The following is a 326-nucleotide window of genomic DNA, read 5'->3' as shown; positions in this document are numbered from 1 at the left end:
TTGCGGAGCAGACATCGACCAGGTAATATCCTCATCATTCTGTCCGATAACAAAACTCCCGGTAGGAATTAATACCATCCCATAAGGATCAGGCTCAAACCATCTTTTTACTTTACGGGCTCCTACCAATTCTCCATCATTTTTAAAAGAAGAACAAGAAGCAACTATTCCAATAACAATACAAAAAATAATACGTCGATACATATGTTATTTTATTTAAAAGCGTTCATATAAATTATAAATTTTAGACTGTAAATTTTAAATGACTTGCAATCTGCTTCGTTATCAGTTTTTTTAATTCAAAATCTGCAACTAAAACGTTCCTT

The 326-nt window shown here is 32.2% G+C and carries 1 pseudogene; it reads right to left on the bottom strand.

The annotated features are described in order from the left end of the window. Positions 1-204: pseudogene (locus DD657_RS00375) on the bottom strand (hypothetical protein); the annotation flags it as partial. Positions 205-326 lie beyond the last annotated feature (122 nt).

Origin of the sequence: Culturomica sp., from assembly GCF_003524185.1 — a bacterium.
In the GTDB taxonomy this organism is placed as follows: Bacteria; Bacteroidota; Bacteroidia; order Bacteroidales; family Marinifilaceae; genus Culturomica; species Culturomica massiliensis.
Note: the sequence above shows the minus strand (reverse complement) of the source record. Positions and strands in the feature narration are given on the sequence as shown.